General features: G+C 71.8%; 24 protein-coding genes and 2 tRNA genes. 11 read left to right on the top strand and 15 right to left on the bottom strand.

What is annotated here, in order from left to right; genetic code table 11:
• Positions 1 to 272: 272 nt before the first annotated feature.
• The 5 genes from rsrA to AB0C01_RS20730 all read right to left on the bottom strand — a co-directional run bounded on the left by rsrA (position 273) and on the right by AB0C01_RS20730 (position 3586).
• A complete protein-coding gene (gene rsrA, locus AB0C01_RS20710; protein WP_030336658.1) occupies positions 273 to 560 on the bottom strand; it encodes a mycothiol system anti-sigma-R factor in 288 nt (95 codons plus the stop codon).
• A 1-nt stretch (position 561) separates the two neighbouring features.
• Entirely contained in the window at positions 562 to 1386 is an 825-nt protein-coding gene (locus AB0C01_RS20715) for a sigma-70 family RNA polymerase sigma factor (protein ID WP_357246667.1), read from the bottom strand.
• A 226-nt stretch (positions 1387 to 1612) separates the two neighbouring features.
• Positions 1613 to 2230 (bottom strand): alpha/beta family hydrolase, encoded by a 618-nt coding sequence (locus AB0C01_RS20720; RefSeq protein ID WP_357246670.1) that lies wholly within the window; start codon positions 2228 to 2230, stop codon positions 1613 to 1615.
• Between the two features lie 52 nt (positions 2231 to 2282).
• Entirely contained in the window at positions 2283 to 2675 is a 393-nt protein-coding gene (locus tag AB0C01_RS20725; protein ID WP_357246673.1) for a WhiB family transcriptional regulator, read from the bottom strand.
• Between the two features lie 200 nt (positions 2676 to 2875).
• Complete coding sequence (locus AB0C01_RS20730) at positions 2876 to 3586, bottom strand: SOS response-associated peptidase (RefSeq protein ID WP_357246675.1); 711 nt, start codon at positions 3584 to 3586, stop codon at positions 2876 to 2878.
• Positions 3587 to 3688: 102 nt separating this feature from the next.
• Between AB0C01_RS20730 and aroA the strand changes: the two genes are divergently transcribed.
• The 4 genes from aroA (at position 3689) to AB0C01_RS20750 (ending at position 7883) form a co-directional block, all read left to right on the top strand.
• Positions 3689 to 4990: a 3-phosphoshikimate 1-carboxyvinyltransferase gene (gene aroA / locus AB0C01_RS20735; RefSeq protein ID WP_357246678.1), complete on the top strand. Its 1302-nt coding sequence runs from the start codon at positions 3689 to 3691 to the stop codon at positions 4988 to 4990.
• A 121-nt stretch (positions 4991 to 5111) separates the two neighbouring features.
• A complete protein-coding gene (gene rsgA / locus AB0C01_RS20740; protein ID WP_357246681.1) occupies positions 5112 to 6122 on the top strand; it encodes a ribosome small subunit-dependent GTPase A in 1011 nt (336 codons plus the stop codon).
• Positions 6123 to 6150: 28 nt separating this feature from the next.
• Positions 6151 to 6969 carry a histidinol-phosphatase gene (hisN, locus tag AB0C01_RS20745; RefSeq protein WP_357571849.1) on the top strand — a complete coding sequence of 273 codons (819 nt, stop codon included), beginning with the start codon at positions 6151 to 6153 and terminating at the stop codon, positions 6967 to 6969.
• 26 nt (positions 6970 to 6995) lie between these two features.
• Positions 6996 to 7883: a hypothetical protein gene (locus tag AB0C01_RS20750; RefSeq protein WP_357246687.1), complete on the top strand. Its 888-nt coding sequence runs from the start codon at positions 6996 to 6998 to the stop codon at positions 7881 to 7883.
• A gap of 27 nt (positions 7884 to 7910) precedes the next feature.
• On the opposite strand, the gene AB0C01_RS20755 is transcribed toward AB0C01_RS20750, so the two are convergent.
• Positions 7911 to 9110 (bottom strand): glycosyltransferase, encoded by a 1200-nt coding sequence (locus AB0C01_RS20755; RefSeq protein ID WP_357246690.1) that lies wholly within the window; start codon positions 9108 to 9110, stop codon positions 7911 to 7913.
• A gap of 224 nt (positions 9111 to 9334) precedes the next feature.
• Between AB0C01_RS20755 and AB0C01_RS20760 the strand changes: the two genes are divergently transcribed.
• The 3 genes from AB0C01_RS20760 (at position 9335) to AB0C01_RS20770 (ending at position 11817) form a co-directional block, all read left to right on the top strand.
• On the top strand, positions 9335 to 10333 hold the full coding sequence (locus AB0C01_RS20760) for an SDR family oxidoreductase (protein ID WP_357571850.1): 999 nt from the start codon (positions 9335 to 9337) through the stop codon (positions 10331 to 10333).
• A gap of 59 nt (positions 10334 to 10392) precedes the next feature.
• Entirely contained in the window at positions 10393 to 11154 is a 762-nt protein-coding gene (locus AB0C01_RS20765; RefSeq protein WP_357571851.1) for an ATP-binding protein, read from the top strand.
• 90 nt (positions 11155 to 11244) lie between these two features.
• Positions 11245 to 11817 carry a DUF5709 domain-containing protein gene (locus tag AB0C01_RS20770; protein WP_112583682.1) on the top strand — a complete coding sequence of 191 codons (573 nt, stop codon included), beginning with the start codon at positions 11245 to 11247 and terminating at the stop codon, positions 11815 to 11817.
• Positions 11818 to 11823: 6 nt separating this feature from the next.
• Here AB0C01_RS20770 and AB0C01_RS20775 read toward each other — a convergent pair whose 3' ends face one another.
• On the bottom strand, positions 11824 to 12477 hold the full coding sequence (locus AB0C01_RS20775) for a response regulator transcription factor (RefSeq protein WP_357571894.1): 654 nt from the start codon (positions 12475 to 12477) through the stop codon (positions 11824 to 11826).
• A gap of 14 nt (positions 12478 to 12491) precedes the next feature.
• Complete coding sequence (locus tag AB0C01_RS20780; RefSeq protein ID WP_357571852.1) at positions 12492 to 13631, bottom strand: DUF5931 domain-containing protein; 1140 nt, start codon at positions 13629 to 13631, stop codon at positions 12492 to 12494.
• Positions 13632 to 13750: 119 nt separating this feature from the next.
• Between AB0C01_RS20780 and AB0C01_RS20785 the strand changes: the two genes are divergently transcribed.
• A complete protein-coding gene (locus tag AB0C01_RS20785) occupies positions 13751 to 14206 on the top strand; it encodes an ATP-binding protein (protein WP_357571853.1) in 456 nt (151 codons plus the stop codon).
• A 519-nt stretch (positions 14207 to 14725) separates the two neighbouring features.
• On the opposite strand, the gene AB0C01_RS20790 is transcribed toward AB0C01_RS20785, so the two are convergent.
• Positions 14726 to 15664 (bottom strand): ribose-phosphate pyrophosphokinase, encoded by a 939-nt coding sequence (locus AB0C01_RS20790; protein WP_357246704.1) that lies wholly within the window; start codon positions 15662 to 15664, stop codon positions 14726 to 14728.
• A 101-nt stretch (positions 15665 to 15765) separates the two neighbouring features.
• On the opposite strand from AB0C01_RS20790, the gene glpK reads away from it, so the two are divergent.
• A complete protein-coding gene (glpK, locus tag AB0C01_RS20795) occupies positions 15766 to 17250 on the top strand; it encodes a glycerol kinase GlpK (protein WP_357571854.1) in 1485 nt (494 codons plus the stop codon).
• 184 nt (positions 17251 to 17434) lie between these two features.
• On the opposite strand, the gene AB0C01_RS20800 is transcribed toward glpK, so the two are convergent.
• Positions 17435 to 18268, bottom strand: a complete 834-nt coding sequence (locus AB0C01_RS20800; RefSeq protein ID WP_357246709.1) for a phosphoribosylaminoimidazolesuccinocarboxamide synthase — start codon at positions 18266 to 18268, stop codon at positions 17435 to 17437.
• A gap of 139 nt (positions 18269 to 18407) precedes the next feature.
• On the opposite strand from AB0C01_RS20800, the gene AB0C01_RS20805 reads away from it, so the two are divergent.
• The gene (locus tag AB0C01_RS20805) at positions 18408 to 19739 is read left to right on the top strand and encodes an extracellular solute-binding protein (protein ID WP_357571855.1); all 1332 of its coding nucleotides are present in this window, start codon (positions 18408 to 18410) and stop codon (positions 19737 to 19739) included.
• 63 nt (positions 19740 to 19802) lie between these two features.
• Here the strand turns inward: AB0C01_RS20805 and AB0C01_RS20810 are convergent, their stop codons facing one another.
• The 5 genes from AB0C01_RS20810 to AB0C01_RS20830 form a co-directional block, all read right to left on the bottom strand.
• Complete coding sequence (locus tag AB0C01_RS20810) at positions 19803 to 20057, bottom strand: hypothetical protein (protein ID WP_357246715.1); 255 nt, start codon at positions 20055 to 20057, stop codon at positions 19803 to 19805.
• 194 nt (positions 20058 to 20251) lie between these two features.
• Positions 20252 to 20328 (bottom strand) — tRNA-Met (locus AB0C01_RS20815).
• Positions 20329 to 20489: 161 nt separating this feature from the next.
• A tRNA-Met gene (locus tag AB0C01_RS20820) sits at positions 20490 to 20563 on the bottom strand.
• A gap of 183 nt (positions 20564 to 20746) precedes the next feature.
• The gene (locus AB0C01_RS20825; protein WP_357571856.1) at positions 20747 to 23755 is read right to left on the bottom strand and encodes a UPF0182 family protein; all 3009 of its coding nucleotides are present in this window, start codon (positions 23753 to 23755) and stop codon (positions 20747 to 20749) included.
• 96 nt (positions 23756 to 23851) lie between these two features.
• Positions 23852 to 24865 (bottom strand): PDZ domain-containing protein, encoded by a 1014-nt coding sequence (locus tag AB0C01_RS20830; protein ID WP_357246721.1) that lies wholly within the window; start codon positions 24863 to 24865, stop codon positions 23852 to 23854.
• 115 nt (positions 24866 to 24980) lie between these two features.
• Between AB0C01_RS20830 and AB0C01_RS20835 the strand changes: the two genes are divergently transcribed.
• Positions 24981 to 26270, top strand: coding sequence for a zinc-dependent metalloprotease (locus AB0C01_RS20835; RefSeq protein ID WP_357246723.1), 1290 nt, complete (start codon positions 24981 to 24983; stop codon positions 26268 to 26270).
• Positions 26271 to 26275 lie beyond the last annotated feature (5 nt).

A 26275-nucleotide genomic window follows, 5' to 3' on the forward strand; every position in this document is an offset into this window, starting at 1 on the left:
ATGCCGGGCCGTCGGTGGGTGCACCGACGCCGAGGTCGTGGGCAGCACGGATCCGCCCCCATCACGAGGAGGTCAGCATGGCGAAGAAGTCCCGCAAGAAGAAGGCTCGTAAGAAGAGCGCCGCGAACCACGGCAAGCGTCCCAACTCCTGAACGGGTCGACGGGCCGGCGGCCCGTCACCGCTCAGCTCGACCCGGCCGACGCCGGGTACACCGGTGGCCCGGGTCGACAACGACCCGGGCCACCGGTCTTACGCTGTGCTCTGCCGACGCTCAGTCGGCCAACTCGCGCGAATCACTGGTCTCGAAGACCACCAGCTCGGTGAGCTTGACCCGCAGCCGCTCACGCAGCTCGTCCGGGGCGGTCTCGTTGCCGCAGCACCGAGCCACCAACGCCCGTACCTCCTGCTCGAGCCCGTACTCACGCAGGCACGGCCCGCACTCGTCCAGGTGGTGCCGGATCAGCGAGCGCCGCTCGTCGGCGCACTCCAGATCCAGGTAGAGGTAGACCTCCGCGAGCACCTCGCGGCAATCCGTCTCGTGCGGCTCCCCACAGCTCACGTCACACCTCCCGGCCGGCGGCAGCGGTCGAGCCCTTGGACGAGCGGGCCGCACTGAAGCCCCGCTCCCCGGCGTAGCGCTCAAGCAACTTGCGCAGATTACGACGGCCCCGGTGCAGACGCGACATCACCGTGCCGATCGGCGTACCCATGATGTCGGCGACCTCCTTGTAGGAGAAGCCCTCGACATCGGTGAGGTAGACAGCCAGGCGGAACTCCTCCGGCAACTGCTGGAGGGCCTCCTTGACGTCGCTGTCCGGCAGCCGGTCCAGTGCCTCGGTCTCGGCGGAGCGCAACCCACTGGAGGTGTGCGACTCGGCCTCGGCGAGCTGCCAGTCGGTGATCTCCTCGGTGGGCGCCTGGATCGGCTGGCGCTGCCGCTTGCGGTAGGAGTTGATGTAGGTGTTGGTCAGGATCCGGTAGAGCCAGGCCTTCAGGTTCGTGCCCTGCTCGAACTGGTGGAAGGCCGCGTACGCCTTCAGGTACGTCTCCTGGACCAGGTCTTCGGCATCCGCCGGGTTGCGTGTCATCCGCAGCCCAGCAGCGTAGAGCTGATCGACGAATGGCATCGCGTCCCGCTCGAACCGGGCCCTGCGCTCGTCCGTCTTCTCGGTGGTCAACCGCACATCCCCTCGCGTCGGATGCTTTCCCGCCGAGGATACGCGCACGGACCTGCCCGCAGATTCACTTCCCGCCGGTGTGCCTGTGCTCACCGCACCCGCCCCGCCCGGTCCCGCCGTCGCGGGCCACTCCGGGCCATCCAGCAGCCGCTTCAGCTGCCGGGCGTCCCGCTCGTCCCGTTCCAGGCTTCGTGTCTCGGTCGGCACCGGTCACCCCCCTCGCAGAAAAGTCTTCCGGGGTTAGTAACGCGAGATGACCACTGGGGCATTCCGGCTGGCCTCCCGTTCCTGGTCCCGGCCCCGACGGCGGCCGGCGCTGGGACCAGGAAGGGCCTGGGAGGACTGGTGTCACCGGTCCGGATCGGGCCGGCGGCACCATCGGATGCAACGACCCGCGCCCGGCACCGGAAACGGTCGCGCGGGCGAGCCGGGATCAGGTGGGCGCCCAGCCCTGGGCGTGCAACCAGACCCGGACGAGGTCAGCGGTGCCGGCCGGATCCCGCCGCAGGTCGTGCGTCTCCCCGGGACGACTCACCACCTGCACGGTCGGCCCCGGCTCCGGTGTCCCGAACGGGTCCCGGTCACCGTTGACGACAAGCGTCGGCAGGCCGGTGTCCAGTTCAGCGGCCCGCGAGCGCTCCGGCCGCCCGGGTGGGTGCAGCGGAAAGGCCAACGCGACCACACCGGCCGCACCCACCGCACGGGCCGTGCGGCAGGCCACCCGAGCGCCACTGGAACGGCCACCGACCAGAATCGTCGGCACGTCGGCGTGCCGCTCCCGCAGCACGGCGAGCACCGCCGTCCAGGCCTCGTCGAGATGACCTGCCGGTGCCGGCGCACGTCGACCGGCGACCCGGTAGGGCTGGGTCACCCGCGCCACCACCAGGCCGGCCCCGACCGCCGCGTCCCGGACCGCGAGCAGGTCGGGGGCATCGACGCTGCCGCCCGCGCCGTGCCCGAGCACGAGCAGGGCGGTGGCCGGGCGGGACGGCAGGTCGGTGTCGATTCGCGCCGAACCGCGCGGTGTGTCGATCTCGTCGCTGGGCAGCACCGACCCATTCTGCGCCGCCGGACCGGCGACGGGTGTGGGCCGGGTGAACCGATCAGCTCAACGGGACCAGAGTGAGCAGCCGATCCCGTACCGGCGGGCCGGCGTCGTCGACGGCGTCCGGGTCCGGCTCGACCTCGCCACGCCAGGCGACAAGCATCGCCCGCCGCTCGCGAGGTGTCGTGGCACCCCACACGCCGTGGCAGTCACCGACGTCCAGCGCCCAGGCCAGGCAGGACCCCTGCACGTCGCAACTGCGGCACAGTGCGACGGCGGCGTCCGCCGGTTCGTTCGGTGCCGGAAAGAATGTCTCCGGATCGACGCTCTGGCATGTGCCTCTGGTGCGCCACGCGTCGTCCTGTTGCCGTTCCCGCACGGCCTTCAGCAGTCGCGGATCTCGCCGCGCCGCAGCAACCTCGTGCGGGCGAGGCATACGCGCCCGTGTCATCCACCCACCTCCCCCGTGGGACCGGCAAGATCGGTGGACGTCGTCCGCCCCGTGCGAATCGACAGCCACTACCGGCGCTGTGTTCTATCGCACTTCACAACGCCGAGACAAGGGTCTGCCGGGAACATGACTGAACGGCCAGGAGACGAATCGCGCGCAACCCTGGCAAATCGGCGCTTGACGATGTGCGGCGGTCGGTCTCAGAACAGGGTCAGCTCCTGCGGTCGCACCGATGGCTCCACCGGCACCCGGGCGGTCAATTGCGGCCCGTCGTTGCGGACGTCGCCCACCGCCGCCCCGACCGGCCGGATTTCCAACCCGGCGAGCCACTCGGCCGACGCCGGGGTCAGCAACCGCTCCGGCTCGTCGGTCGGCGCCAACCACGACGCCCAGTGCTCGGGCGACAGCAGCACCGGCATCCGGTCGTGCACCTCGGCCAGGTCGCCTAGCGCCGCAGTGGTCAGCACGCTGAAGGTGAGCCGGGTCTCGGCCTCGGACTGCCAGACCGACCAGATGCCGGCCAGGGCGAGCACGGAGCCGTCGGCGGGCGTCAGGTAGTAGGCCTGTCGCCCACCGTCGGGCCGACGGACCCACTCGTACCAGCCGTCCGCCGGGATCAGGCAGCGGCGACGGGCGAACGACCCGGCGTACGCCCGACTGGTGGCCACCGTCTCGGCCCGCGCGTTGATCATGCGGGCCGCCCCGGCGGGAGAGCGGGACCAGTGCGGCAGCAGACCCCAGCGACCGACGCAGAGGCTGCGGTGCCCCTCGGGGCTGACCCGGACCAGCGGCACCGGGTCGGTCGGCGCGACGTTGTGATCCGGTCGGAGCAGGCCGTCGGTGTCGTCGGACGACTCGAACAGCGCGCTCAGCTCCCCGGAACTCCTGGTCGTCGCGTACCTGCCGCACATGGACCACACGCTAACGCGTCAGCGCCCCGCCGGCTGTCCCGCCAACCGGGAGTACGACCACCGCCTCCCGCCAGCGGGCGGTCGACGCGGCAGAATGTAACCGTGGGGAATCTGACCGCGACCCGGCCGCCACAGCCGTGGAGCGCACCGACCGCGTCCAACCCGGTGGCGGCGACGCTGCGCCTGCCCGGGTCCAAATCGATGACCGCGCGTGCCCTGGTGCTCAGCACGTTGGCCGCCGGACCGTCGACGCTTGCCGAGCCGCTGCGAGCCCGCGACACCGAGTTGATGGCCGCCGGCCTGCGCGCGATGGGCGCGCACGTGTCGATCAGCGACGACGAGCGCTGGCTGGTCCGGCCACACCCGCTGAGCGGCCCCGCCCACGTCGACGTGGGCCTGGCCGGCACCGTGATGCGGTTCGTGCCGCCGGTGGCCGGGCTGGCCGACGGGCCGGTCACCTTCGACGGCGACCCCTACGTTCGCACCCGGCCGCTCGGCCCGCTGGTCGGCGCACTGCGCTCGCTGGGTGTCCGGATCGACGTCACCGGCACGGGCAGCCTGCCGCTAACCGTCTTCGGCACCGGTGGGGTCACCGGCGGCGAGGTGGTGATCGACGCGTCCGTGTCCAGCCAGTTCGTCTCCGCGTTGTTGCTGGCCGCCCCTCGCTTCGACCGGGGTGTGGTGGTGCGCCACGTCGGCCCGCCGGTGCCCTCCGCGCCGCACCTGCGGATGACCGTGCGGATGCTGCGGGCCGCCGGCGCGGCCGTCGACGACAGCACCCCCGACGTGTGGACCGTCGAGCCCGGCCCGCTCACCGGGCGCGGCTGGGAGATCGAGCCGGACCTCTCCGGCGCGGTGCCGTTCTTCGCCGCCGCCCTGGTCACCGGTGGCGAGGTGACCCTGCAGGGTTGGCCGCACAGCAGCGCCCAACCGGTCGAGCAACTCCGCTCGTTGCTGCACCGGATGGGCGCCGAGGTCACCCTCTCCACCGCCGGGCTGACCGTGCGGGGCACCGGCGTGGTGCACGGCCTGACCGCCGACCTCTCCGACGTCAGCGAGCTGACCCCGGTGCTGACCGCGCTGGCCATGCTCGCCGACTCGCCGTCGGTGCTCACCGGCGTCGGGCACATCCGGGGCCACGAGACCGACCGCCTGAGCGCGCTCGCGGCCGAGTTCACCGCCCTCGGGGCGGACATCACCGAAGCGCCGGACGGGCTGGAGATCCGACCCCGTCCACTGCGCGGGGGGACCTTCCGCACCTACCACGACCACCGCATGGCGCACGCCGCCGCGGTGGCCGGGCTGGCCGTTCCCGGCATCGAGGTGGACGACGTGGGGTGTACCTCCAAGACCATGCCCGAGTTCCCGGCACTATGGTCAGCGATGGTGACCGGCAAGAGCTGACGCGAGAAGAGGACAGGTCCTGGCGACCAAACGGCGGGAGTACGACGAGGACGACGTACGGGTCCGGCCCGGAAAGTCGTCGCGCCCGCGTACGCGCACCCGCCCCCAGCACAACGATGCCGTGGACGGCTTCGTCATCGCCGTCGACCGGGGGCGCTACCAGTGCGTGCTGGCCGGGGCCGAGCGCGGCGTGGTGGGGGCCGAGCTGCCCACGGTGACCGCGATGCGCGCCCGTGAGCTGGGCCGCAAGTCGGTGGTGGTGGGCGACCGGGTCAGCCTGGTCGGGGACACCTCCGGCGCGGAGGGCGCTCTCGCCCGGATCGTCCGCATCGCCGAGCGCCGCTCGGTGCTGCGCCGCACCGCCGACGACGACGAGACCACCGCCGAGGGCCGGCTGGAACGGGTGGTGGTGGCCAACGCCGACCAGCTCGTGATCGTCAGCGCGCTTGCCGACCCGCCGCCGCGCACCGGGTTCATCGACCGCTGCCTGGTGGCGGCGTACGACGCGGACGTCGAGCCGCTGCTCTGCCTCACCAAGGCCGACCTGGCCGGGCCGGAGGAGGTGCTCGGCTACTACACCGAGTTGGAGCTGCCGTACGTGCTCAACCGTCCCGACTCCGACCTGGGGGCGCTTCGCGCGCTGCTCAGCGGCAAGGTGTCGGTGCTGGTCGGGCACTCCGGGGTGGGCAAGTCGACACTCGTCAACCGCCTCGTCCCGGACGCGCTGCGCGCGGTCGGCGTGGTCAGCGCGATCGGCCGGGGCCGGCACACCTCCACCAGCGCGGTGGCGCTGCGGTTGCCACCGGTGCCCGGCGTCGACACCGACCCCGGCTGGATCATCGACACCCCCGGGATCCGCAGTTTCGGGCTGGCGCACGTCTCGGCCGACAGCCTGCTGCACGGCTTCCCGGACCTGGTCGAGGGCACCGTCGACTGTCCGCCCAACTGCCAGCACACGGCCGACGAGGCCGCCTGCGGGCTGGACGCCTGGGTGGCCGCCGGCAAGGCCGACCCGCGCCGGTTGGCCTCGTACCGCCGGTTGCTCGCCTCCCGGGCCGGTGAGGGTGACTCGCGCGGCGAGAGCGACCAGCGCGGGCCCGGCGAGGGTGACCGGCGCGGGCCCGACGAGTGAGCCGAGGTGCGTCGGCTAGGTTGCCGGCATGACCGGGTACGCCGACGACCTCGCCCTCGCCCACCTGCTCGCCGACCGGGCCGACGCCATCGCCATGGCCCGGTTCCGCGCGCTCGACCTGCGGGTGGAGGCGAAGCCCGACCTGACTCCGGTCTCGGACGCGGACACCGCCGTGGAGCGGGAGATCCGCGCCCTGTTGGCCGAGCAGCGGCCGACCGACGGGCTGCTCGGCGAGGAGTTCGGGGCGCAACCGTCCGCCGACCCGAACGGCCGACGGTGGATCATCGACCCGATCGACGGCACCAAGAACTTCGTCCGGGGGGTGCCGGTCTGGGCCTCCCTGATCGCGCTCTACGACGGCGACCGGCCGGCGATCGGCGTGGTGTCCGCACCGGCGCTGGGCCGGCGCTGGTGGGCAAGCGCGGGCGCGGGCGCGTACGCCGGTCCCGGTGCCGCCGCCGGCGAGCGGATCGGGGTGTCCGCGGTGCACGGGATCGCGGATGCCAGCTTCTGCTACTCGTCGCTCGACGGGTGGGAGCGCGCCGGGCGGCTCGACGCGATGTTGGACCTGATGCGGGCGACGTGGCGCAGTCGGGCGTACGGCGACTTCTACGGCTACATGCTGCTGGCCGAGGGCGCACTGGACGTGATGGTCGAACCGGAGCTGTCCCTGTGGGACGTGGCGGCGCTGGTGCCGATCATCACCGAGGCGGGTGGCACGGTCACGGATCTGTTCGGTCGACCGGCTCCGGCCGGCGCGCCGGGCACCGACAGCAGCGTGGTGGCCACCAACGGGGTGCTGCACGCCGACATCCTCAGCCGGCTCGATCGGCCAGCCGAGCGCTGACCCCCGCCAACCTCTATCCTCGCCAGGTGGTCTCCTCCGGTTGGTGTTTTCTCGCGGCGATGATCGTCGCGTACGGCTTCGCCAACCTCCTCCAGTCGGTGGCCGCGGCCCGCACCACGGTTCACCACACCTTCGATCCGGGCCTGCTGCTGCGTCTCGCCGGGCACCGGACGTACCTGATCGGACTGGGCTGCCAGATCGGCGGGTTCGTGCTCGCCTTCCTGGCCCGCCGGGACCTGCCGCTGTTCCTGGTGCAGGCGAGCGTCGCGGCCGGGCTCGGGGTGACCGCCATCCTCGGCGTGCTGGTGTTGAAGTGGCGGCTGCCGGTGGCGGAGGTGGTGCTGCTGGTCCTGCTCTTCGCCGGGATCACGGCGCTGGTGCTGTCCGCCCGTCCGGCCCCGTCGAAGCAGCTCGGCACCGCTGGCTCGATCGCCCTGCTCGTGGCGCTCGGCGTCATCGCGGTGCTCGGCGTCTTCGCCGTCCGGCTGCGCGGGGCACCCGGCTCGGTGGCCCTCGGCTCGCTGGCCGGGTTGGCGTTCAGCTCGGCGGCGGTCGCCGCCCGGCCCCTGGCGTCCGCGTCGTCCGCCGAGGCGTTCCTCTCCCACCCGCTGTTCTATCTGCTGATCGCCCACTCGATCGTCGGCCAGTTGCTGCTGGGGTTGGCCATGCAGCGCGGTTCGACGACCGCCGCGGTCGCCGCGATGGACGCCGCCGGTGCGGTGCCGGCCGCGATCGTCGGCCTGCTGCTGCTCAACGACAAGATCTGGCCCGGCCGGGAGTGGCTGGCCGCGGCCGGTTTCCTGGTCACCCTGGCCGCGGTGATCGGGCTGACCCGGTACGCCGAGCCGCAGCAGCAACGCGCGGTGGCACGACGTCGCGACCAGGCCATGGTCGTCGTCGGGCGGTCCGGCTGAGACACCGGGCCGCCCGACCCGCCCTCTTCAGGCCTCGACCGGCTTGCGGCGGCTCACCACCCGCTCGTAGAGGCGCTCCAACGCGCCCGCGGTGCGCTCCCAGGTGTAGCTGCTGCGCACCCGGTCCACCGCGGCGTGCCCGTAGGCGAACCGGCCGGCGTTGTCGGCGAGCAGCCGGCGCAGCGAGACGCCGAGCGCCCGCACGTCGCCGGGGGGCACCAGGCGGCCGGTGACCTCGTCGACGACGGCGTCCGCCAGGCCGCCCATCGCGTAACCGATCACCGGCACGCCGCAGGCCATCGCCTCCAGCGAGACCCGCCCCGCGGAGGAGTAGTGCGGCGTGCAGGCGACCACGTCCGCCGAGCGGTACCAGGTGGCCATCTGGTCGTGCGGCACCGCTCCGACGAGCCGTACCTGGTCGACGACGCCGACCTGCTCGGCCAGTTCGCGCAGACGCCGCGCCTCGGCATGGTTGGCCAGTTGGTCGGCCGGCGGCCCACCGGCGATCACCAGCTCGGCGTCACCGACCAGTCGCATCGCCCGGATCAGGTCCTCCTGGCCGTGCCCCGGAGACAGCGAGCCGACCGAGAGGATGCGGGACCGCTGTTCGCGCGGCGCCGCCTCGCCGTCGGGCTGGAACAGCTCGATGTCCACCCCGGCCGGCACCAACGCGACCGAACTGCGTTGCAGGCCCATCCGGGTCAGCTCGTCGACCTCGTCGTTCGACTGGGCGACGGCGATGTCGACGGCCCGGGTCAGGGCGCGTTCCAGCGTGATCCGCTCCCCCGGCCCGTCGTAGTGGCCGCCCAGGTGGCGTGCCTGCTCGACGCCGAGCGAGTGGAACGTCTGCACCACCGGGATGTCGGTCTCCCGAACCGCGTGTGCGGCGGCCAGGCCACCGACCCAGTAGTGCCCGTGCACCACCTCGGGCCGCCAGGCGCCGGACCACGAGTCGGCCAACCAGCGGCCGAACTCCGTCACGTGCGGGATGAGTTTCGCGGTGGGTAGTGGGGTGGGCGGGCCGGCGGGCACCTGAAGCACCTGGTAGCCGTCGACGTCGACGGTCGCCGGCAGGCCGGGGTCGTCCCGGCGCTCGTACAGCCGTACGTCGTGGCCTCGCTCCGCCAACTCGGCGGCGACCCGTGCGATGTGTTGCCTGGTGCCGACCGGTGGACCGTCGGCGTGGCGGTATGAGCTGGCGTGCGCGCAGACGAGGCCGACGCGCATGGGTCACCTCCCTGCGATCTTTCCTCGGCAGTGGTCCTCCCGTTCAGAGCGTCCCATTAACCTCGGGAGCGGGAGTCGAAACCTGGCAGATCGGGAAGAGTGCCCGCGAGTGCCACCGACGCTTGCGCCACGGCAAGCACATTGACCACACGAAACGCCGTTAGCCGGAAGATCGACAATCAACAGGTGGCATGACCAGGCGCGGGCGGGGGTACCGCTCAGGAATGCCGCTGACCCGCAGCCTCGACGATTCGACCGTGGTGATCACTGGCGCGTCCAGCGGGATCGGCACGGCGACCGCGTACGCGTTGGCCCGCCGGGGTGCGGCCGTCGTGCTGGCCGCCCGCAGCGAGGCGGCCCTCCGCCAGGTCGCGCTGCGCTGCCAGGAGTTGGGCGGCCGGGCGCTCGTCGTACCGACCGACGTGACCAATCTGGAGTCGGTGCAGCGGCTGGCCGATCGGGCGGCGGCCGAGTTCGGTCGCATCGACGCCTGGGTGAACAACGCCGGAGTCGGCGTGGTGGGCCTGTTCGACGAGATTCCGATCGCCGAGTTCCGTCGGGTGGTGGAGGTCAACCTGCTCGGCGCCGTGCACGGCATCAAGGCCGCCCTTCCGTACCTCGGCGCCGCCGGAGGCGGCGTCCTGGTCAACAACGCCTCGGTGCTGGCCGAGGTGGCCATGCCGTACCAGTCGGCGTACAACGCCACCAAGCACGGCATCCGCGGGCTGGCCGACACGGTCCGACAGGAGTTGCGGGTCACCGGTCGCGGTCAGATCTCCGTCTGCACGGTGCTACCGGCCACCATCGACACCCCGTTCTTCCGGCACGCGGCCAACCACAGCGGTCGGGAACTGATGCCGCCGCCCCCGATCTACCCACCGGAGGTGGTCGCGGAGACCATCGTCCGGGTGCTGCGTCGGCCCCGGCGCGAGGCGTACGCCGGCGGCGCGGGCCGCCTGCTCGGCCTGCAGTGGCGGCTGGCCCCCGCGCTCGTGGAGCGCGCCCTCGGCTGGTACGCCCACCGCGCGCAGTTCGGCCCGGGCGCACGGGTGGACAGCAGCGGCAACGTCTTCGACGCCGACGGGCAGGCCCACCGGGACGGCGGCTGGCACGGTCGCCGACGCCAGCTGGTGCGGATGAGCGCCGCGTTCGGTCTCGCCGCCGCCGGCACCGCGGTCGGCACCATGGCGGCGATCAATCGTCGATCCCGGTTGGCGCACTGATGACCGGCATCGAGCGCCCGAATGCGCGAACGGTCGTCGGCGCGCACAATGGGGCGATCATGTCGAGCTGTCTGGTGGAGATCGACGATTCGTCGGCGGTGGTCCGGCTGACCGGGACGCTTGACGCCGCGGAAGCCGAGGCGGTACGCGGCGCGCTGCTCGCCTGTCTCTGGGACCGACCGGGCCCGGTGGTGGCGGACGTGACCGGGCTGCGGGTCGCGGACCCGATCGGGCGGGCCGTCTTCGCCGACGTTCGCCGCGAGGTCGCCGACTGGCCCGCCGTGGATCTGCTGCTGTGCGACCCGGCGGTCGGCCGGCCCGTGCAGGTGGACGCCGGGGCACCGCCCCGGCCGGCGATGGTGGCCGGCGTGCCGGCCTGGCCGACGGTGGACGGGGCGTTGGCCTCGGTCGCGGTGGCACCGCTGGCGGCGGTGCTCACCGCCGAACTGGCCCCGGCGGTGGGAGCCGCCCGGCAGGCCCGTGACCTGGTCACCACCGGCTGCCGACGCTGGGGCATGGAGATGCTGACCGACCCGGCCAGCATCGCGATCACCGAAATGGTGAACAACGTGGTGGCGCACGCACGGACCCCGATGACGGTACGGCTGGCCCCCCAGGACGGCACCCTGCACCTGGCGGTGCGCGACTACTCGGCGCGTCGGCCGACGTTCGCCGGGTTGTCCCCGCCGAACAGGGTCGGCGGCCGGGGGCTGCTGCTGATCGACACGGTGGCGCGACGCTGGGGCAGCAGCGCCCTACCGGATGGCAAGGTCGTGTGGTGCGTGCTGCACCCGGAGGACGAGGTCGCGCACCTCAGCTGATGCGGCCTATCGCCTCCGGTGCCGCTTTCGACCACGGCACAGCCTCGGGTGCTCCGGTTATGGCGGGAGGGCAGCGGGTAGTGATCAGACATGCGCGACAACGAGTACCCGACCCCCGTGTCCGACACCGAGGCGCAAGGTCTGCCCGACACCGCCGATGACGACTCGACCGCCAACGACGACGTCCTCACCGGCCGCGAGGCGGACGGCCCGGACCCGGCCCAACTCCCCGGCGACCGGACGCCGGTGGCGGTGGACCGGTTCGGGACGACCGCCGAGGAGCAGCTCGACGGCGAGTCGTTGGACTACAAGCTCGACCGCGAGGTCTACGAGCGCCCGGCGGACGACCCGCTGGCCGGAACGATCGACCCGAAGATCGCCTTCGAGGCGGACAACCTGGAAGCCGCCGCGGAGGCACAGCTGGACGCCGACGTGATGGACCCGGGACCCACCTCGGATCCGAACTCGCCGGTCTCCCTCTACGACCACGGTCAGCTCGGCACGGTGGCCGACGCCACGGTGGGTCGGCTGGTCGAGCCGGACGAGGGGTCGCACACCGACCAGGAGACCGACTCGGTGGCGTACGACGCCGGTTCCGCCGGCGGCGGCGCGACCGCCGAGGAGTTGGCCATCCACGAGACGGAGCCGCCGCGCTCGGTCTGACCGTGGTCAGTCGTCCAGGCCGCGTTCGATGGCGTACCGGGTCAGCTCGACCCGGTTGTGCAGTTGCAGCTTGCCCAGGGTGTTCTGCACGTGGTTCTGCACCGTGCGGTGCGACAGTCCGAGTCGCTGCGCGATCTGCTTGTACGACATCCCCTTCGCCACCAGCCGCAGCACCTCGGTCTCCCGGTCGGTGAGCCGAGGCGTTGCCGGTTCCCCGCCGCCGGCCGGGTCGGGGTCCTGCCCCGGCCCGGCGGCCAGCCGGCGGTACTCGCCGAGGACGAGCCCGGCGAGGCCGGGGGTGAAGACCGCGTTGCCGGCCGCGGTCCGGCGGACCGCGTCGAGGAACTCCGCGGTGGCTGTCGACTTCACCAGGTATCCGGTGGCCCCCGCCTTGACCGCGTCCAGCACGCTCTGCTGTTCGCCACTGGCGCTGAGCATCAGCACCCGCACGTCGGGCAGTGCCGCGCGCAGCCCCAGGATCACCTCGACGCCGGAGATGTCCGGCAGTTGCAGGTCGAGGACGACGACGTCGGGCCGGGCGGCGGCGGCCACCCGGATGGCCTGTCGCCCCTCGCCGCTCGTCGCCACCACCAGGAATCCGGCCTCGGTCAGGTCGCGGGCCACGCCCTCCCGCCACATCGGATGGTCGTCGACCACCATCACTCGCGTCGCGTTCACCGCTGCGCCCTCGGCACGGTCAGCTCGATCTCGGTGCCCGCCTCGGGGGCGGATGCGATCCGCACGGACCCGCCCAACTCGACCACCCGGCCCCGGATCGACTGGGTCACGCCGAGCCGGCCCTGAGCGGCGGCCTCGGCCAGTCGGCCGTCCGGGATGCCCGGCCCTTCGTCGCGGATCGACACCGTCACCGTCTCCCCCTCGTCCTCGATCAGCACCCAGGCCCGTCCGCCGGCGTGCCGCCCCACGTTGTCCAGCGCCGCGCCGGTCGCGGCGGCCAACTCTCCGGCCACCCGGCGTGGCAGCGGCACCGGGGTGGCCGGGGCGGAGAGCGCCACCGCCGACGAGGCGTACCGGCTGAGCAGGGTCCGCAGGTCCACCGCGGCGGCGTCGGGTCCGTCCAGGGGCACACCGGGGGCTGGACCGGTGCCGGCGATCAGCGCCCGCAACGCGGCCTCCTGCTCACCGGCCAGCCGGGCCAGCTCGCCGGCCTCGCCGGGCAGGTCAGCGCCCCGCCGCTGGACCAGCGCCAGCACCTGGAGCACCGAGTCGTGGATCCCCCGGGCCAGTCGTTCCCGCTCCCGGGTGGCAGCCTCCAGTTCCACCGCACGTTGCAGTCGTTCCTCGGCGCCTGCCGCGAGACGGGCCACGTGCCCGACCACCACCCCGGCGAGCAGCATGAGGATCACCCCGGTGAACGAGGACTGGCCGATCCGCTCCCGGGTGGCCAGATCCGCGCCGGCAACCAGCAGTGCCGCGATCGTGCCCCGCCGTCGGCCGCCGGAGACGGCCCAGGCCAGCACCGGGCCGGCCATCCAGGCGACCCCCATGGTGGGTACGCCGTGGGTGAGCGCCGTCCGTCCGACCACCCACGGGGTGGCCAGCACGACGGCCAGCACCACGCCGAGATCGGCCAGCAGCAGCGGCCAGCGCCGCCAGGCCGGTCGGGCGTACGCGAGCGCGGTCGCCCCGGTCCAGGTCATCATCACGAGGACCAGGGCACCGACGGCGTACGGGTGGGCGTACCGGTCGGCGTCGCGCACCGCGAGCGCGCAGACGTACGCCAGGGACGCCAGCCTGAACACCGCGAGCGCACGCCACAGCGGCACCTCGAATCCACCTGGCGGCGACGGCATGGCCGTCACGATGCCACATCCGACAGGTAGCACGGCGAGCAGCGAGTGCGGTTCGGGAAACCCTGACGTACGGTGGAAAAGCCGCGAAATACTCCGAGATGCGCCGCCGGGACGGGCCCATGACGAACGCAGATCCGCACGCACCGCGTACGGTTGTGCCCATCGAACCTGCCCTCCTGATCGCCGACGCCTTCGACCAGGCCCAGGTGACCGAGATTCGACACTCGGTCACCTCCTGCGCGCACGCTTCCGGGCTCGCCGGCCAACGGCTCGACGACTTCGTGCTCGCGATCAACGAGTTGATCACCAACGCGGTGCGGCACGGCGGCGGACGCGGCTGGCTGCGGCTCTGGCACGAGTCGGAGCTGCTGGTCTGCGAGGTCGCCGATCACGGGCACGGGATCAGCCCGCAGCGACTGGGCGATCGCACCCGCCCGACCACGGACACCGCCGGCGGCTGGGGCCTCTGGCTGGCCCGCGAGCTGACCGACGCCATGGAGGTCGTCACCAGCACCGCCGGCACCACCGTCCGCGTCACCACAAGCCTCGTCCAGCACGACCACACCCCGCACTAACTCGGAAGCAGACCTACTTCCTCCCGATTAGGGCCGCTTCGCGCAGCGGAGCGACAGCGACTAACCCCACGCCCCCGCACCCCGCGCCCCCGCACACCGCGCCCCCGCACCCCGCGCCCACGCCCCGCGGTCCGCGCCCGCGCACCCCGCCCCGCACCCGCGCACCTCGCCCCGCCCCGCGCGGACGCCCTCGCCCCGCCCCGCGCACCTCGCCCCGCCCCCGCCCCCGCCCCCGCCCCGGCCCGGCCCGGCCCGGCCCGGCCCGGCCCGTCGATCATGGAGTCGTGGTGGGCGACAGCTCCGCATGCGCCCCTTGTGCGCGGCACCACAACTCCATGATCCACGCGGATCAGGGCGGGCGCTTCGGCGATCTTGCGGTTTCTGTTGTCGGGATGAGTGGGATATCCCTTATGTCGCGACAGAAACCGCAAGATCGCGCGGGTGAGGTGTGAGGGCGGGGACGGGGGCGGGGTGAGGGCGGGGGTGGGGTGGGGTGGGGCGGGGTGGGGTGGGGGTGGGTCAGGCGAACAGCGCGGAGACGGACTCCCCGTTGTGGATCCGGCGCATCGCTTCGGCCAGGGCCGGGGCCACCGACAGCACCTGCAACTCGGGGATCCGCTTCGCGGCCGGGATGGGCACCGTGTTGGTGCAGACGATCTCCAGGACGCCCTCCTGGTCGCTGAGCCGCTGTAACGCGTCACCGGAGAAGAGCCCGTGCGTGCAGGCGAGCCGGATCGAACGGACCTTCAGGCCGCGCAGGTGCTCCATCAACTCGATCACCGTGCTGCCCTTGGCGATCTCGTCATCCAGCACGATGACGTCCCGATCGGCCACCTCGCCGATCACCGCGCTGATCGTGACCAGGTCGTCGCTGAACCGCTGCTTCGCACCGGCCGCGACCGGCGTGCCGAGCAGCCGGGCGAAGGCCGCCGCCTCCTTGGCGTTGCCCAGGTCGGGTGAGACCACCACGGTGTCGCTCAGGTCGTAGCGCCGGAAGTGGTTGGCCAGCTCACGCAACGCGTGCAGGTGATCCACGGGAACGCTGAAGAAGCCGTGCACCTGCGGCGAGTGCAGCGTCATCGCGAGCACCCGGTCCGCGCCGGCCGACACGAGCAGGTCCGCGACGAGCCGGGCGCCGATCGAGATGCGCGGCGCGTCCTTCTTGTCCGAACGGGCGTACGCGTAGTGCGGCAGCACCACGGTGATCCGGCCGGCCGAGGCGCCCCGGGCGGCGTCGATCATCAACAGCAGCTCGACCAGGTTCTCCTGCACGGGCGGCACCAGCGGCTGGATCAGGAAGACGTCCCGCTCCCGGCAGTTGGCCTGCAACTGCACTTCGAGACAGTCGTTCGCGAATCGGGACACCCGCACCGGGTGCAGCGGCACCCCGAGGTGGGCACAGATCTCGGCGGCCAGGTCGGGATGGGCGGTTCCACTGAAAACGGCGATGTCGCGCACGTTCGCACATCGTAGGCGAAGCGGCGGCCGGCGACCGGCGGTGGGCCGTAACCGGTCGTGACGCCTGTCGCACCACGCTGCGCTTTGGGTACGGTGCTGCGGTGACCCCCCAGTACGTCGCCGCCATCGATCAGGGCACCACCTCCTCGCGGTGCATCGTCTTCGACTCTGCCGGGGACATCGTCGCCGTCGCCCAGCGGGAACACCGGCAGATCTTCCCCCGGCCCGGCTGGGTGGAACACGACGCCGAGGAGATCTGGGACAACGTCCAACAGGTCGTCGCCGAAGCGCTGCGGGCCGCCGGCACCGACGCGACCGGACTGGCCGCCGTCGGCATCACCAACCAGCGGGAGACCACTGTCGTCTGGGACCGGGCCACCGGCCGCCCGGTGGCCAACGCCATCGTCTGGCAGGACACCCGGACCGGGCCGCTGCTGCGCGAGCTGGCTTCGACGTACGGCGAGGAGCGGTTCCAGGCCCGGACGGGCCTGCCGCTGGCCACCTACTTCGCCGGGCCGAAGCTGCGCTGGCTGCTCGACGAGGTCGACGGCCTGCGCGAGCGCGCGGAGCGCGGCGAGGTGCTCTTCGGCACCATGGACAGCTGGCTGATCTGGAAGTTGACCGGCGCGCACGTCACCGACGTGACGAACGCCAGCCGGACCATGCTGATGGATCTCACCACCCTGGACTGGGCGCCGGACCTGCTGGACGCGATGGGTGTGCCGGCGGCGATGCTGCCGGAGATCCGCTGCTCCGCCGAGGTGTACGGCACCGCCCGCGGCGTGCTCACCGGGGTGCCGGTGGCCAGCGCGCTCGGCGACCAGCAGGCCGCCCTGTTCGGGCAGACCTGCTTCCAGCCGGGCGAGGCGAAGTGCACCTACGGCACCGGTAGCTTCCTGCTGCTCAACACCGGGGCCACCCCGGTCCCGTCGACACACGGCCTGCTCACCACCGTCGCCTACCGGATCAAGAACCAACCCCCGGCGTACGCCCTGGAAGGCGCGATCGCCGTCACCGGCTCGCTGGTGCAGTGGCTACGGGACAACCTCGGGCTGATCTCCACGGCCGCCGAGGTGGAGGACCTGGCCCGTACCGTGGACGACAACGGTGGCTGCTACGTGGTGCCGGCGTTCTCCGGGCTGTTCGCCCCGCACTGGCGCAGCGACGCGCGGGGCGTCATCGCCGGCCTGACCGGCTACATCACCAAGGGGCACCTGGCGCGGGCGGTGCTGGAGGCGTCGGCGTGGCAGACCCGTGAGGTGGTCGACGCGATGGACGCCGACTCCGACGTGGCGCTGCGCCGACTCCGGGTGGACGGTGGGATGACCGCCAACGGCCTGCTCATGCAGTTTCTCGCGGACGTGCTCGACGTGCCGGTGGTCCGGTCCCGGATCACCGAGACCACCTGCCTGGGCGCCGCGTACGCGGCCGGTCTGGCGGTCGGCTTCTGGCCTGATCTGGCCACCCTGCGGGCGCAGTGGCGCTCCGACGCGCGGTGGGAGCCGGCGATGGCCCCGGAGCTACGCGAGCAGGAGCTGGGCCAGTGGCGCAAGGCCGTGCAGCGCACCCTCGACTGGGCGGAGTAAGTCCCGTGCCGACGTCCTGACTGTCGCCGGCTGTCGTGAGAACCGGAGGAGGGCCGCGCCAGGTGTGCGTCCTTTGCTCTGCTTCAACGGGCGCACCGAAACATGCCGTCAGTGTTGCCTTGGTTGAAGCAGAGCAAAGGGCGTCCAACAGTGACGCAGGGAGCGGCGGACGGCAGTAACGCGCTCAGCTCCAGCGGTTGCCGGTCAGCTTCTCGTAGACCTCGACGTAACGGGCGCGGGTCGCCTCGACCACCTCGTCCGGCACGTCCGGCGCCGGGGGCTGCTTGTCCCAGCCGCCGCCGGTGGCCCAGTCCCGTACGTACTGCTTGTCGTAGGAGAACTGCACGCGGCCCGGCTGGTACGACTCGGCTGGCCAGAACCGCGACGAGTCGGAGGTGAGCAGTTCGTCGCCCAGGACCAGGGTGCCGTCCGGCGCCCAGCCCAACTCGATCTTGGTGTCGGCGATCAGGATGCCCCGGTCGGCGGCCAGCTCCGCGCCGCGCCGGTAGACGTCGATGGTGATCTGCCGCAGTCGTTCGGCGGTGGCCTGGCCCACCTTGTCCACCACGTCGTCGTACGTGATGGGTTCGTCGTGTTCGCCCATCGGAGCCTTGCTCGACGGCGTGAAGATCGGCTCGGGGAGGATCGACGCCTCACCCAGCCCTCGGGGCAGCGCCACGCCGGAGACGGTGCCGGTCTGCTCGTACTCCCGCAGGCCGCCGCCGGTGAGGTAGCCGCGAGCGACGCACTCGACCGGGAGCATGTCCAGCCGCTGGCAGCGGATCGCCCGCCCGGCGAACTCGGCGGGCACGTCGGTGGCCGAGATGACGTGGTTCGGCACCAGGTCGGCGAGCTGCTCGAACCACCACAGCGAGAGCGCGGTGAGCAGACGACCCTTGTCCGGGATCGGCGTCGGCAGCGCCACGTCGTAGATCGAGATGCGGTCCGAGGCGACCAGGATCAGGTCGTCGCCGTCGGCGTACACGTCCCGAACCTTGCCCGAGTGCAGAAGTTCCACGCGCCCTAGTACACCACGCGGCAGCGGGAGGCCTGATTCGACCACCCGCGCCGGCGGGTGACCGGACGGACGTTGACACCTTCGTGCGCTCCCTGCGTGAATGGTCCGACCGCCGCCCTCGCAGGTCCAGGAGACCCCCGTGCCCGTTGTTCCACAGCCGATCGACCGCCTCGGCGCCGACCCGGGCCGGCGCCGACTGCTCACCGCGCTGCTCGGTGCTCCCCTGCTCGCGTCCGGCGGGCTGGCCGGATGCAGCGACGGCACCGCCACGTCGACCGACGACGGGCCGGTCGAGCTGTCGGTCTTCTGGTGGGGTGGCACCAGGCGTGCCGAACTCACCGAGAAGGTGCTGCGGCTCTACTCGGAGCGCAACCCCCGGGTGACCTTCCGGGTGACCTGGCAGGGCGCCGATGGCTACTACGAGCGACTGGCCACCCAGGCGGCCGGCGGCAACGTACCGGACCTGATCCAGGTCGACGACACGGTGCTGACCGAGTACGCGCAGCGCCAGATCATCCTCGACCTCACCGACCGGGTCAGCGACCATCGCCTCGATCTGCGGGGCCTGCCCGAGGGCCTGATCCGCTACGGCACGGTGGAGGGGCGGACGATGGCGGTGGCCGCCGGGCAGACCCACCCGGGTGTGGTCTTCAACCGGGACCTGCTGCGGGAGCTGCGGGTGCCGGAGCCGCGCGCCGGAATGAGCTGGGCCGAGTACATCTCCTGGGCGGAACAGGTCACCGAAGCCAGCGACGGCCAGGTGGCCGGCGCCATGGACGGGTCCGGTGACTACCGGGCGCTCTGGCTCTGGCTGCGGTCGCAGGGCGGCGAACTCTACCGGGGCAAGCAGCTCGGTTTCGGCGTGGAACAGCTGATCGCCTGGTTCGAGCTGTGGCAGCGGGCCCGCAAGGGGCGGGCCACCCCGGGTGCGGCGCTCGTCGAGCAGGCCGACGGCGGCGAGCCGTCCCGGCAACTGGTGGTGACCGGGTTGACCGCCGCGTCGTTCGCGTGGTCCCACCAACTGCCCGAGTTGCAGCGGCTCACCGAGGCCGAGCTGGGCATTGTCGGCTTGCCGGGGCCGACCGGCGCGCAGTGGGCGCGCGCATCGATGTTCTGGGCAGCGTTCCGGGGCACCCGCCACCCGGACACCGTCACCGACGTGATCAACTTTCTGACCACGAACGGCGAGGCCGGCACCGTCCTCGGCCACGAACGTGGCCTGAACGCCAGTCTCGCCGTCCGCCGCTACGCCGAGGGCAGCATCACCGAGCCGGCCCAGCAGCGGGCCGCCGCGTTCGGCGCGGCCATCGCCGACCAGCTCGGGCCGGCCCCGGCGCCACCCCCGAAGGGGCACGCCCGGGTGCGGACCCTGCTGGTCGCCACCGCGGAGAGCATCCGCGTCAAGCGGACCGGCACCCGGGCGGCCGCCTCCCGTTTCATCGCCCAGGCCAACGCCGCACTGGCGGCGTGACCACCGGCGGCCGGCCCACGGCCCGCCGCCGTCGACCAACCGATCGGGGCGGGCCGCCAGGGGTCAGCGCGGCGGACCGTTCCGACGGTTGCGAGTCAGACGCAGCACCAGGAACACGATGATCCCGACCACCACCAGGCAGCAGAGCAGGCCGAGAATGCCGAAGCCGCCGCCGCCGCGGGACCGCCGCCGGGCGGCCTCGACCACCACCTCGCCGGCGCCCGTGGACGCCCAGGCCGCGACGGGCACGAAGACCGCCAGTACGGCCGCACCGAGGACCGCGCTGAGCCGGCCCCACCACTTACCGAATGAAGACATGTGCCCATCCTCGCCGACTGACGCAAACTCGGCACGTCGGTCCGCGCCGAACCCGGCACCGAAGCCGTCCGGGAGCATCCCGACCGGACGCAACATCCCCGCAACCTTCAGCACCCGGCGGCCTCACTCAGGTGGGCGGCCACAAAAACAGGTCCGGCCCCCACGGATGGGGGCCGGACCTGTTGCACTGCCGTTGGTAGCGGGGACAGGATTTGAACCTGCGACCTCTGGGTTATGAGCCCAGCGAGCTACCGAGCTGCTCCACCCCGCGTCGACTGGTTAACCTTAACCCATCCCGTTCGGCGATGATCAGCGGGGTCACCGCTGACGCCAGCGAGCAGGCGAACGCTCGACCTTCCGAGCAGCCGCACACGTCGGGAAAGTCGAAAGCCCGCCTCCGGCGAACCGGAAACGGGCTTTCGATATTTCTCGTAGCGGGGACAGGATTTGAACCTGCGACCTCTGGGTTATGAGCCCAGCGAGCTACCGAGCTGCTCCACCCCGCGTCGACTGGTTAACCGTAGCGCACCACCCCCGGCCGCCGCAAAACGACATCCGAATCCGCCGGATCGCGGTCCGGCCCCTGTCGGTCGAGCCAGACCCGGATGCGCAACGACAGCGGAGCCCTCGTCGCCAGGACCGGATGGTCCGACGACGAGGGCTCCGCGAGTTACGCCCGGCGAGTGCGGTCAGCCGCCCGCGCTCGGGCTGCCGCCCGCCGACGGTGTGGCGCTGCCGCTGGGTGTTCCGGCGGCCCGCTGCGCCTGCTGGAACGCGGTCAGCGCCTCGTCCAGCGTCTTGAGCGCACGGCCGTACCGCTCGAAGTCACCCGAGGTCTGCGCGGACCGCACCTCGGTGATCGCGGTCTGCACCCGGTCCGCGGCGACGGCCAGGTCACCGGTCGGCGGCGTGATGCTGGCGCTCGGTGTCGGCGTCGGCGTGGCGGTCCCGCTCGGCGTCGGCGTGGGCGTGGGCGTCGTCGGATTGCCCCCGGTGGTCGGGGGCGGTGACGTGCCGCCCCCGGCCTTCTTACCCTGCTCGACCAGCTGCTTGATGCCGTCGTTGATGTTGTCGGCGAGCGCCACGAAGGAGCCACCGTCACCGTAGGAGACCAGCACCTTCTGCAACAGCGGGTACGCGTCCTGCTGGTTGCTCTTCACGTAGACCGGCTCGACGTAGAGCATGCCGTCGGCGAAGGGCAACGAGAGCAGGTTGCCGAACTGCACCTGCGCCTGGTTGCTGGAGAGCAGGGTGAGCTGCTGGCGAATGTTGGCGTTGTTGGTCATCTGTTGGTGCACCTGCACCGGGCCGGAGATCCGGGTCTGATCCGGCAGCTCCAGTACCTCCAGCCGGGGCTGCCCGCCGACGTACGACCCGGAGATCAGCGCGGCCAGGTTCTGCCGGCCGTTCGGGGTGACCGCGGCGGTGAGCTGGAACCGGGGGCTGTCCTGCCCCGGGAACTGGGTGAACAGGTAATACGGGGGCTGCTTCTGACCGCTGTCCGGGGAGTCCGGCACGTTGGGCACCTGCCAGAAGTCCTGTGCGGAGTAGAAGTCGCCCGGGTTCGTCACGTGGAACTTGGTGAGCAGGTTGCGCTGCACCTTGAACATGTCCGCCGGGTAGCGCAGGTGCTCGGTCAGCGCGGCCGGGATGTCCGCCTTCGGCTGGATCAGGTCACCGCCGAACGCCTTGTTCCAGGCCTTGAGCACGGGGTCGGTGTCGTCGTACTCGTAGAGCTTCACGGTGCCGTCGTACGCGTCGACGGTGGCCTTCACCGAGTTGCGCATGTAGTTGACGTTCTCCCGGGCCAGCTGGAAGGTGCCCCGGTTGGTCAGCTCGTCGGTGGTCTCGGTCTGCAGGTTGACCCGCTCGGCGTACGGGTAGGTGGCCGCCGTGGTGTAGCCGTCGACGATCCACTGCACCCGACCGTCGACCACCGCCGGGTACGGGTCGCCGTCCAGGGTGAGGAACGGCGCGACCTTCTCCACCCGGTCCCGCGGGTTGCGCACGTAGAGGAGCTTGGAGTCCTTGTTGACCGCCTCGGAGAGCAGGAAGTTCGACTCCTGCTCCTTGATGGCGTACAGCAACCGCCGCGTGAAGGAGCCGATCTCGACGCCGCCCTCGCCGGTGTAGGTGTAGGACTCGCCGCCACCCTCACCGACCGGCCTGTCGAACTCGGCCTTCTTGTTCGGGTCGGCCTGACCGACGATCGCGTAGTCGTCGGCCGCCATCCGCTCGCCGTAGTAGATCCGCGGCTGCGTGGCCGGGATCTGCTCGGTCTGCGAGGAGCACGCCTCCTGGGTCTTCTCGCCGAGGAAGCCGGACACGAAGAACGGCTGCCCGCCGCAGACCACCTGGTTGGCCGGGGCGGCGACCAGCCCGTACCCGTGGGTGTAGACGGTGTGCCGGTTGATCCAGGTGTTCTGCTGGTCGGTCAACTCGCCGTAGTTGATCTCCCGGACGCCGACCACGTAGTCGGAGACCTTTCCGTTCACCCCATAGCGGTCGATGTCCAGCTTGGGGCCGAAGTCGTAGAAGCCCCGCACCTGCTGGAGCTGGGTGTACGTCTCGCTGACCAACTGCGGGTCGAGCAGCCGCACGTTCGACACCACCGAGGTGTCGGTGGCCAGGTTTGCCGGTGGGGTGGAGTTGTTCGCCGCGAACGCGGTCGTCTCGGTGGCACCCAACCCGAACGCCGCTCGCGTCGCGTCGATGCTGCGCTGGATGTACGGCGCTTCCTTGTCCTTGGCGCTCGGCTTGACCTCGAAGGTCTGCACGGCCCAGGGGTAGATGCCGCCGATGGCCACCGCGGACACACCGAGCAGCGCCAGCGAGATCCCCGGCCAGACCAGGTTCCGCATCCAGGCGTTGGAGAACACGACGATCGCGATCGCCACCACGATCGAGATGTACGCCAGGATCTCCTTCGCCGGCAGCAGCGCGTTGACGTCGGCGTAGCCGGCGCCGTACAACTTGGCGCCCTCGTTGTACTCCAGCAACATCGCCCGCCGGTCCAGCACGTACGCGACGGCCTTCAACAGCACGAAGACCGCGACCAGGCTGCTCAGGTGCGCGCGGGCCGCGTTGCTCATCCGGTCCCCGACGCCCTGCAGGCGGACCCCACCGAACAGGTAGTGCACCGCCAGCGCGCCGATCACGGCCAGCACCACAGCGGTGAAGGCGACCCCGAGCAGGTAACGCCAGAACGGCAACTGGAAGACGTAGAAGCCGATGTCCACCCCGAACTCCGGGTCCTTCACCCCGAAGTCACCGCCGTTGCGGAAGAGCAGCCACTGGCTCCACCGGTTCTGCGCGGAGAGACCGGCGAAGAGCCCGACCACCGCGGCGGTCAGCGCGATCCAGGTGCCCAGTCGCGGGCTGAGCGCCATCCGATAACGCTCGAGCGTCGCCTGCTCCACCGAGTGCGGACGCAGCCGCGGACGCAACCGGTGCGCCAGCCACAGGTTGCCACCGACGACCACCGCCATGCCGAGACCGACGGCGAGGAAGAGCAACAGTCGGGTCACCAGCACACCGGTGAAGACCTCGGTGTAGCGGACCTCGTCGAACCACAGCCAGTCCGTCCACGCCTGGACACCCCAGCCGAGCAGGGTGAAGAGCACGAACACCCCGACCAGGACCGCGATGGTGACGCGCCCGCGCCGGCTCATCCTCGGAAGGGGGCTGCTGCTACGCATGACCACTGTTGGCTCCGCACGCTCGATGTGATCGGCTCCGACCAGGCACCCAGAGTACGGGGTGTTCCTGAGCGTGTCGGGGCACGGTCACACCGGTCAGCAACGAGTCGGCTGACCCCCCGCGCGCAACGTCTCCAGGGCGGTCATCGCCTCGTCCAACGAACCCACCCGCAACAGCGGCAGACCGGGCTGTGGATTGCGGACCGCCTCGGCGCAGTTGTCCGCCGGCACCAGAAAGACCTTCGCGCCGGCGCGCTTCGCGCCGACCAACTTCTGGGCGATCCCGCCGATCGGGCCGACGGTGCCCTCGTCGTCGATGGTGCCGGTACCGGCGATGATCTGGCCACCGGTGAGGTCGGCCGGGGTCAGCTTGTCGACGATCCCCAGGGCGAACATGAGACCGGCGCTCGGTCCGCCGATGTCGCCCAGGTCGATGCCGAGGGTGAACGGGTGCGGCTGCTGCTGATCGATCTCCACACCGATCCGCGGCCGGCCATCCTGCTCACGACTGGTGACCGTCGCCGTGGCCGGCGCGCCGTCGCGGGTGTAGGAGATGGACAACGCCGTACCCGCCGGCTTGGCCCGGATCAGTTCGGTGACCTTCGCGGCCACCGGCACCGGCTGACCGTCGACGGAGGTGATCACGTCACCGGCCTTCAACGCCCCGGCCGCCGGCCCGTCCCCGGCCACCGTCTTGATCACCACCTGCACCGGAAAGCCCAACTCCCGCAGCGCGGCCGTCTCCGCGCTGGTCTGCGACGCCTTGAAGTCCTCCGCGTTGCGCTGCTCGACCTGCTCGGTCGACTCCCCCGGCGGGTAGACCAACTCACGCGGCACGACGGCCTCGTCGTCGGAGAACCAACCCGCGATCGCCCCCCGCAACCGCACCGTGGGCTGCACACCCACCGTGGTCAGCCGCAACTGGCCGGCGGAGGTCGAGGTCTCCCGCCCGGAGACCTGGATGACCTCCTTGCCGTCCTCCGTGCCGAGGGTGTTGACCGTCGGGCCGGGGCCGAGCACCACGTACGGGATCGGCACCCGCAGCACCCCGATGCTCAGCAGGGCGGTGAACAGGGCACCGAGCAGGACCGTCAGGCCACGACGTCTCATGCCGCAGAGCGTACCGACCGGCCGGACGCCTCCTGCCGGATGCGCCACGCGACTTCGCCCTCAGCGCAACGCCAGCGGCGGCGACCTGGGGCGCGGTCCGCGTACCGTAGACGTCGTGCCTGATATTCCGTTCGGTTTCGCGCTCCCGGGTGGGCAACCACCAGACCCCAACGATCCCGCGCAGATGCAGCAGTTCATGTCGCAGTTGCAGCACCTGCTCTCCGCGCCGGGCAGCGGTCCGGTCAACTGGGACCTGGCCCGGCAGGTAGCTGCCAGCCAGCTCGCGGCCGCCGGCGACCCGGCGGTGTCACCGTTTGAGCGCAACGCGGTCGAGGAAGCGCTGCGCCTGGCCGACCTGTGGTTGGAGCCGGCCTCGTCCTGGCCGTCGGGCATCCAGTCACCGGTGTCCTGGAACCGCAACGAGTGGATCTTCAAGACGCTCGACGTGTGGCGCAAGCTGTGCGACCCGGTCGCCAGCCGGATGGTCGGCGCGATGGGCGACCTGGTGCCACCGGAGGCGCGCGCCCAACTCGGCCCGATGCAGTCGATGGTGGCCACCCTCGGCGGCGCGCTCTTCGGCGGCCAGCTCGGCCAGGCGCTCGGCTCGCTCGCCGCGGAGGTGCTCTCCGCCGGCGACATCGGGCTGCCGCTCGGCCCGGCCGGCACGGCCGCCCTGATCCCGGCCAACATCCGGGCGTACGGCGAGGGCCTGGAACTTCCCGAGGACGAGGTCCGCCTCTACGTGGCGCTGCGCGAGGCCGCCCACCAGCGGCTGTTCCAGCACGTCCCGTGGCTGCGCGGGCATGTGCTCAGCGCGGTCGAGATGTACGCCGCGGGCATCCGGGTCAACCGGGACGCGATCGAGGAGGCGATGGGCCGGGTCGACCCGACCGACCCGGAGTCGATGCAGGCGATCGCCCTGGAGGGCATCTTCACCCCGGAGGACACCCCGGCGCAGAAGGCCTCTCTGGCCCGACTGGAGACCGCACTGGCCCTGGTCGAGGGCTGGGTCTGCCACGTCGTGGACAGCGCCGCCAGCGACCGGCTGCCAAACGTCGTCCGGCTGGGTGAGGCGTTCCGTCGCCGCCGTGCCGCCGGAGGCCCCGCCGAGCAGACCTTCGCCGCACTCGTCGGCCTGGAACTGCGCCCGCGCCGTCTCCGCGAGGCCGCGGCACTCTGGGCCGCGCTCACCGAGCACCGCGGCATCGAGGGCCGCGACGCCGTCTGGGGTCACCCGGACCTGCTCCCCTCGGACGACGACTTCGCCGACCCGGTCGCCTTCGCGATGAACGACATGGACCTGAGCGAGCTGGACAGCTTCGACTTCACCGCCCCCGGCGGGGTGGAGGAGAAGGCTCCCGGTCAGCCCGACGAGACCGACGACGAGGGCGACGCCAAGCCCTGATGTCC

This window comes from Micromonospora sp. NPDC048905 (assembly GCF_040649655.1).
In the GTDB taxonomy this organism is placed as follows: Bacteria; Actinomycetota; Actinomycetes; order Mycobacteriales; family Micromonosporaceae; genus Micromonospora.

What these genes read in the sequence shown, in the direction of transcription:
- AB0C01_RS20785 (WP_357571853.1), top strand. Translation starts at nt 13,751, where the DNA reads ATGACGAACGCAGATCCGCACGCACCGCGTACGGTTGTGCCCATCGAA.
- AB0C01_RS20725 (WP_357246673.1), bottom strand. Translation starts at nt 2,675, where the DNA reads ATGACACGGGCGCGTATGCCTCGCCCGCACGAGGTTGCTGCGGCGCGG.
- AB0C01_RS20775 (WP_357571894.1), bottom strand. Translation starts at nt 12,477, where the DNA reads ATGGTGGTCGACGACCATCCGATGTGGCGGGAGGGCGTGGCCCGCGAC.
- AB0C01_RS20760 (WP_357571850.1), top strand. Translation starts at nt 9,335, where the DNA reads ATGCCGCTGACCCGCAGCCTCGACGATTCGACCGTGGTGATCACTGGC.
- hisN (WP_357571849.1), top strand. Translation starts at nt 6,151, where the DNA reads ATGACCGGGTACGCCGACGACCTCGCCCTCGCCCACCTGCTCGCCGAC.
- AB0C01_RS20830 (WP_357246721.1), bottom strand. Translation starts at nt 24,865, where the DNA reads ATGAGACGTCGTGGCCTGACGGTCCTGCTCGGTGCCCTGTTCACCGCC.
- AB0C01_RS20810 (WP_357246715.1), bottom strand. Translation starts at nt 20,057, where the DNA reads ATGTCTTCATTCGGTAAGTGGTGGGGCCGGCTCAGCGCGGTCCTCGGT.
- AB0C01_RS20780 (WP_357571852.1), bottom strand. Translation starts at nt 13,631, where the DNA reads ATGCCGTCGCCGCCAGGTGGATTCGAGGTGCCGCTGTGGCGTGCGCTC.
- AB0C01_RS20765 (WP_357571851.1), top strand. Translation starts at nt 10,393, where the DNA reads ATGTCGAGCTGTCTGGTGGAGATCGACGATTCGTCGGCGGTGGTCCGG.
- AB0C01_RS20825 (WP_357571856.1), bottom strand. Translation starts at nt 23,755, where the DNA reads ATGCGTAGCAGCAGCCCCCTTCCGAGGATGAGCCGGCGCGGGCGCGTC.
- AB0C01_RS20770 (WP_112583682.1), top strand. Translation starts at nt 11,245, where the DNA reads ATGCGCGACAACGAGTACCCGACCCCCGTGTCCGACACCGAGGCGCAA.
- AB0C01_RS20755 (WP_357246690.1), bottom strand. Translation starts at nt 9,110, where the DNA reads ATGCGCGTCGGCCTCGTCTGCGCGCACGCCAGCTCATACCGCCACGCC.
- AB0C01_RS20730 (WP_357246675.1), bottom strand. Translation starts at nt 3,586, where the DNA reads ATGTGCGGCAGGTACGCGACGACCAGGAGTTCCGGGGAGCTGAGCGCG.